Origin of the sequence: Ferrovibrio sp., from assembly GCF_017994015.1 — a bacterium.
Taxonomy (GTDB): Bacteria; Pseudomonadota; Alphaproteobacteria; order Ferrovibrionales; family Ferrovibrionaceae; genus Ferrovibrio.
The window spans coordinates 1-5,899 of record NZ_JAGOLP010000104.1 but is presented as its reverse complement, the minus strand read 5'-3'; the positions used below and the strand labels follow the sequence as shown (position 1 = coordinate 5,899).

The 5,899-nt window shown below is 62.3% G+C and carries 5 protein-coding genes; 3 read left to right on the top strand and 2 right to left on the bottom strand.

All coding sequences use genetic code 11. The features are described 5' to 3' along the window. Positions 1–603: efflux RND transporter periplasmic adaptor subunit (locus KBB36_RS20570; protein ID WP_290985672.1), on the bottom strand; the 603-nt coding region annotated here is incomplete at its 3' end. A 184-nt stretch (positions 604–787) separates the two neighbouring features. Here KBB36_RS20570 and KBB36_RS20565 point away from each other — a divergent pair. The 3 genes from KBB36_RS20565 (at position 788) to KBB36_RS20555 (ending at position 4,379) form a co-directional block, all read left to right on the top strand. Beyond that, positions 788–1,279: a DUF488 family protein gene (locus tag KBB36_RS20565; RefSeq protein WP_290985669.1), complete on the top strand. Its 492-nt coding sequence runs from the start codon at positions 788–790 to the stop codon at positions 1,277–1,279. A gap of 140 nt (positions 1,280–1,419) precedes the next feature. Beyond that, on the top strand, positions 1,420–2,388 hold the full coding sequence (locus KBB36_RS20560) for a TAXI family TRAP transporter solute-binding subunit (protein ID WP_290985667.1): 969 nt from the start codon (positions 1,420–1,422) through the stop codon (positions 2,386–2,388). 125 nt (positions 2,389–2,513) lie between these two features. Then, a complete protein-coding gene (locus tag KBB36_RS20555) occupies positions 2,514–4,379 on the top strand; it encodes a TRAP transporter fused permease subunit (protein ID WP_290985664.1) in 1,866 nt (621 codons plus the stop codon). On the opposite strand, the gene KBB36_RS20550 is transcribed toward KBB36_RS20555, so the two are convergent. Further along, on the bottom strand, positions 4,376–5,899 hold a 1,524-nt coding region (locus tag KBB36_RS20550; RefSeq protein WP_290985661.1), incomplete at its 5' end, for an alginate export family protein. The two genes, KBB36_RS20555 and KBB36_RS20550, sit on opposite strands and share 4 nt — an antisense overlap.

Sequence of the window (5,899 nt, the reverse complement as noted above, 5' to 3'; positions counted from 1 at the left end):
GTCGGCAATCACGCCATCGATGGGCGCCACAACCACCGCATCGCTCAGCGCCTTGCGTGCCATGATCACCTGTTGCTCATAGGCCGAAACATTGGCGCGTGCGGTGTTGTAGGCATTCTCGGCATCGTCCACCGCAGCCTGGGATTTCACGCCGCGCTGATTCAGCTGCACGGCCTTGCCGCGATTGGTCTCGGCCAGTTGCAGGCTGGAGCGCGCGGAGGCCAGGTTGCTTTCGCGCTCGCGCAGCCGCGCGGCCAGGTCGCGGGTATCCAGCCGGGCCAGCACTTGGCCTTTCTTCACCGTTTCGCCGCGTCGCACCAGCACATCCTGCACCAGGGCGGCCACTTCGGCGCGCACCACGGTCTGTTCCAATGGCTGCAGGCCGCCGCTAAGCCGCACGGCCTGCCGCAGATCGGCAAGGGCGGCTTTGGTCAGGTCGGCAGGAGAGAATTCCACGCCCTCGAAACGCGGGGCCGGGCTGGCTGCCGCGGCCGGCACCGCAGCCGTCTCGCCCGCAGCCTTGCGCTTCATATAAACGAAACCGCCGCCCCCCAGCACGGCCAGGGTGAGCAGGGAGGCAACTGCGATCTTCAATTTGGCCATGGATGCAGACCGAATGGTATGGGGCAGGATTGCGTGGTAACACGGCGGGAAAGGCAATCTCCTGCGGTATTTTCCCCGCTGGCGGTGTATATACTGTCGCAAATTTTACCACAACGGCGGTCACGGATTGCGATGCATGTGATGGCCATCACCTTTCCCCAGGGGCAAGGTTTCGGGGCTGGGCATGTCTGACAGCGTTTACCATACGGTGATCCACAGCATCGGACATTCCAGCCATTCCGAGGCGGAGTTTCTGGCCCTGCTCCGGCGGCACGGCATCACCCTGCTGGCCGATGTGCGCTCCATCCCGGCCTCGCGTTATGTGCCGCGTTTTGCCGGCCGCAACCTGCGGCAATGGCTGCCGCAGAATGGCGTATCCTATCGCTGGCTTGGCGACCGCCTGGGCGGCAAGCCGCCGCTTGAATTGTTGCCTCTCCGGGCCGAACGCTTCCAGGATGGCATCGCCGAGCTGCTTGCTTTGGGCACAGAACACAAGGTGGCGATGATGTGCGCTGAGCGCGATCCCGCCCATTGCCATCGCGCCCATCTTGTGGCGCCGGGCCTGCTGGCAGGCGGCGCACAGGTGCTGCATATCCTGCCCGATGGCGGCATCGAGGATCATGCCAGCCTTGTCTTGCGGCTGGCGCCAAAACAGGCAGATTTGTTCGGTACCTGATACTGGCATCCGGATCGTCCAGTCCAAACTGCACGATAAGTAACCAGTTGGTTTCTCGCGTCAAACGCGATCTATGCTTGACGCCGGGTAGTCCGCTGCCGCACACTCCGTAAACAAAAATTATAAACCTGGAGGAAACAATGAAAAAATCCGTCATGCGCGGCGCGTTTATGGTATCCGCAATTTCGTTCGGCCTTGTCGCCCTGCTGGGTGCCAATGATGCTTCGGCGCAGACCTATCGTCTGATGACCGGTCCGCAGGGTGGCGTCTGGGTGCCGCTGGGCGGCACGCTGAAGGCGATGTTTGAAAAAGCGGTTTCGGGCGTAACGGTCCAAACGCTGCCCGGCGCCGGCATTGCCAATGTGAAGGGCGTGGAAGAGGGTAAGACCGAATTCGGTTTCGGCAACTCGATCTCCACCGTGGATGGCGTTGCCGGCCGCGCGCCGTTCGACAAGCCGACCGCCAATGTTTGCCAGATCGCCAACCTGTATCCGCAATATTTCCAGGTGGTGGCGCTGGCTGATGCCAAGGTGGCCAAGGTGGAAGATATGAAGGGCAAGGCCATCGCGGTGCAGACCCGTGGCAATACCGCCGAGGCGATCTCCGCCGATATCCTCAAGGCCCATGGCCTGTCCTATGCCGCGGCCAGCAAAGTCAATTATATGGCCAGCTATAACGATGCCGCGGCACTGCTGAAGGATGGCCACGCGCAGATCTTCACGCTTGGCACCACCATCCCCGCAGCTTCGGTGATGGATCTGGCCACCGCGCGCGACATCACCCTGGTGCCGGTGACCGATGCCAGCGTGGCGGCGATGAAGAAGATCAATGCCGGCTATGTGAAGGGCATCATCCCGGCCAACACCTATCCGAAGCAGACCACGGATGTGCCGGTGATTGCTTATTCGGCGCATTTCATCGCCTCCTGCAAACTGCCGGAAGCGCAGGTCTATGCCATCACCAAGGCAATGGCCACGCATATCTCCGATATGGCGGCCGTGAACAAGGCGATGAGCAATGTCACGGTGAAGGACATGGCCGAGGATATCGGCGTGCCGTTCCATCCGGGCGCTGCCAAGTATTACAAGGAAGTTGGCGCGCTGAAATAAGCCAGCACCGATCAACGATGCCGCCGGGTGGATTTTTATCCGGCGGCATCGGCTTTTGTGGCATGCAGGTTTTTGTCGTGCGTACTGCTTTGTAGCAGTTGTGTTGTGCAAGTAAGGGGATGCACATGACCCAGATTTCCAGCCTGATCGGCCGTATCGTCGGTCCGATCGGCGTGGCGATGGCGCTGTATCACATGTATGCCATTGCCATCGCGCCGCCCGAGGCGATGATCTATCGCGCCATCCACCTGTCTTTCGCACTCACGCTCGTATTGTTGCTCTATCCCTTCGCCAAAGCCGAGGATGGCAGCCGCCGCTTCGTCTGGATCGATGTGCTGTGGTTTGCCGGCGCCACGCTGGCGTTGGGCCATCTGTTCGTCAATTACGATTATTTCATCAACCGCATCATCTATATCGACGATCTGAAGCCGCTGGATGCCGTTGCCGCGGTGATGCTGGTGGTGGTGGTGCTGGATTGCACCCGCCGGGTGATCGGCTGGGCGCTGCCGATCACCGCGATGGTGTTCATGGGTCATGCGTTGTTTTTCACCCGCGTCGATCCGCTCACCCTGCTCGACCAGCTCTACATGACCACCGAAGGCATTTTCGGTTCCACGCTGGGCGTGTCGGCGGCCTATGTGATGGTCTTCGTGATGTTCGGTTCCTTCATGGAGCGGACCGGCACCGGCCGGCTGTTCATGGATTTCGCCTTGTCGCTTACCGGCCGCTCGGCTGGCGGGCCGGGCAAGGTGGCGGTGGTGTCGTCCAGCCTGTTCGGCACAATCTCGGGCAGCGCCGTGGCCAATGTGATGGTGGATGGCCCGATCACGATTCCGCTGATGAAGCGCACCGGTTTCAGCAAGGCCTTTGCCGCCGGCGTGGAATCGGTTGCGTCCACCGGCGGGCAGATCATGCCGCCGATCATGGGCGCCGCCGCCTTCGTGATGGCGGAATTCCTGGCCGTGCCTTATGCGCAAGTGGCGCTCTGGGCGTTGATTCCATCCGTGTTGTATTACGTGGCCTGTTTCGGCGCGGTGCATTTCGAGGCCAAGCGCCGTGGCCTGTTGGGCCTACCGCCGGCGGAAGTGCCCTTCCTCAAACTGGTGCTGATCGAACGCGGCCATCTGTTCATTCCGGTGGCGATCATCCTGGGCGGCATGTTCGCGGGTTATTCGGCGCCGCTTTGCGCCCTGGCCGGCACGCTGGCCTGTTTCCCGGTGGCTTTGCTGCGCGCCAGCAGCCGTGAGGGCCTGAGTTTCCGCCTGATCTGGGAAGCGCTGGAAGATGGTGCGCGCAACACACTGGCGGTGGCGCTGGCCTGCGCTTGTGCCGGCCTGGTGATCGGTTCGATTACGTTGACCGGCCTTGGCATCAGCTTCACCAACGCCATCGTGGGCCTGGCGCAGAACAGCCTGTTGCTGGCGTTGCTGCTCACGGCGGTGGCCGGCATCATCCTGGGCATGGGCATGCCTACCACGCCTGCTTATATCGTGATGGTGTCTTTGATGGTGCCCGCCATCATCAAGCTGGGCGTGATCGAGCAGGCGGCGCATATGTTCGCCTTCTACTTCGCCATCCTGTCGGCGATCACGCCGCCGGTGGCCCTGGCGGTTTATGCCGCTGCCAGCCTGGCCAAGGCGAATATCTGGGATGCCGGCTGGTCTGCCGTGCGTATCGGTGCGGCCGGATTCATCGTGCCGTTCATGTTCGTTTACGAACCGGCCTTGCTGTTTATCGGCGACCCGCTCACGATTATACATGCCAGCATTTCGGCGGTGATCGGCTGTCTCGCCTTGGCGGCCGGTCTGAACGGCCATCTGATTCGCCATGCCGTGCTTTGGGAACGCTTGGCCCTGGTGGCGGCGGCGCTGCTGTTGATCAAGCCCGGCATCTATACCGATCTGGCCGGCCTGGGGCTGATTGTGCTGGTGTACATGGTGCAGCGCCAGCGGCCGCCTGAGACCGCCGGCATTAGCGTGAAGGAAAGCTAGAAGCTGTAGCTCAGCACGATCTGGCCGAGCCAGATCGTGCGATCTACGGCCTCGCCATTGCCGGCGGCATTGCTGGTGAGCTGCTGTTTCTGGCCGCTGCCGGGTTTGCCGGCTGCCGTCAGCAGGGTGATGCCTAAGCCCTTCAGCGGCGTGTCCCATTGCGCATAGAGGTCGATCTCGTCCATCAGGCGGCTGGATGATACGCCGGCCGGCGCTTTGTCGAAATCATGCCGGTAATAGATCGCACCGATCTGCCAGGCCTCTGCCGGTTGCAGGCTGAGATGCAGCATATGGCTGGCGAGATTGCTATTGCCGCCCACATAGCGGGCATAGATTTCGCCTTGGTCCCAACGCCCGAAGCCGCGCGGACCGCCGCCGCTATAGAGGCTGTCCCAGCTTTTGTCGGTGGCATCGTTGGTATTGGCATCGCCGCTGAAATACGCATAGCGATAGGCCAGCTTGGGTGTCCAGGGCAGGCTGGAGACCGTGTATTGCGGCTCCACATACCAGGCATGGGCGCGCACCTTGCGGTTTGTGCTGTCGTTGCGCTGCACGGCATATTCGGCATAGAAGCCGAAATCCGACAAGGCTTCGCCCAGGGGTTCTAGGGCCTCGTCCAGCGGCGCCAGCACGGCGCCGCCGCTGCGGATGGAAAATACATTCAGCCCATCGCGGTTGGCGCCGCCCGCGCTGCCGTTATTGCCATTGGCAAAGGATAATGCGCCGGAGGAATCGGCATCGTAGACATGCAGGGCCGTGAGGCCGAGATACCAGGCGCGGTCTTCATAGGCGTTGCGGCCTTTATTGCCATTGCCGGAGCCGAACCATTCCAGATTGGCACCGTAAAGCCGGGTGGCGGGAGCGTCGCCTGCCAACATACGGCGCTGGTCCACATTGCCGGCCAGATGGAACAGGTCGGCGCGCAGCGGGGCGGTGTTGATACGCAGGATGGCGGTGTCGGCGAAGGCGGCGCGCGGGCCCAGCACATAGGCGGCGCGGCGCGAGCCCTCGGCGGTGCCATCCAGGATCAAAAAGCCATCGCCGATGCTGAAAGCCTGATTGCCCAGCGAGATATCGATGGCATCTTCGCCCAACGCCGCGAAGCTGCCGCCCGAACGCCAGCCGATGGCATAATCTTCCGGCGCCAGATGGCTGGGCCGCATGCTGGTGCCGCTGGTGGCCTGGGCATCGCCATCGCCTCGGGTGATGGTGCCGATGGCGGAGAGCAATCCATAGGCCTGGCCATTGCCCAGGGGAGCGGAGATTTCAACGCCGGGCTTGGCGAAGCCCTCGATCCAGTCGCGGCCACCCTGGCGGATGCCATTCTGGCCTGCGGAGCCGGCGCCGAATTGTGCATTGCGCAGAGCAAAGCCGGCCAATGCCGCATCCAGGGTAACGGAGATTTCCGCTTCCCCCAGCCGGGTGGTGAGGCCTTTATCCTCGGCGCAGGCGAAATTGGATGACAGGGCGAACAGGCTGGCCGTAGCCAGCATGAGGGTGTTGCGGTCAATGGTCATGGC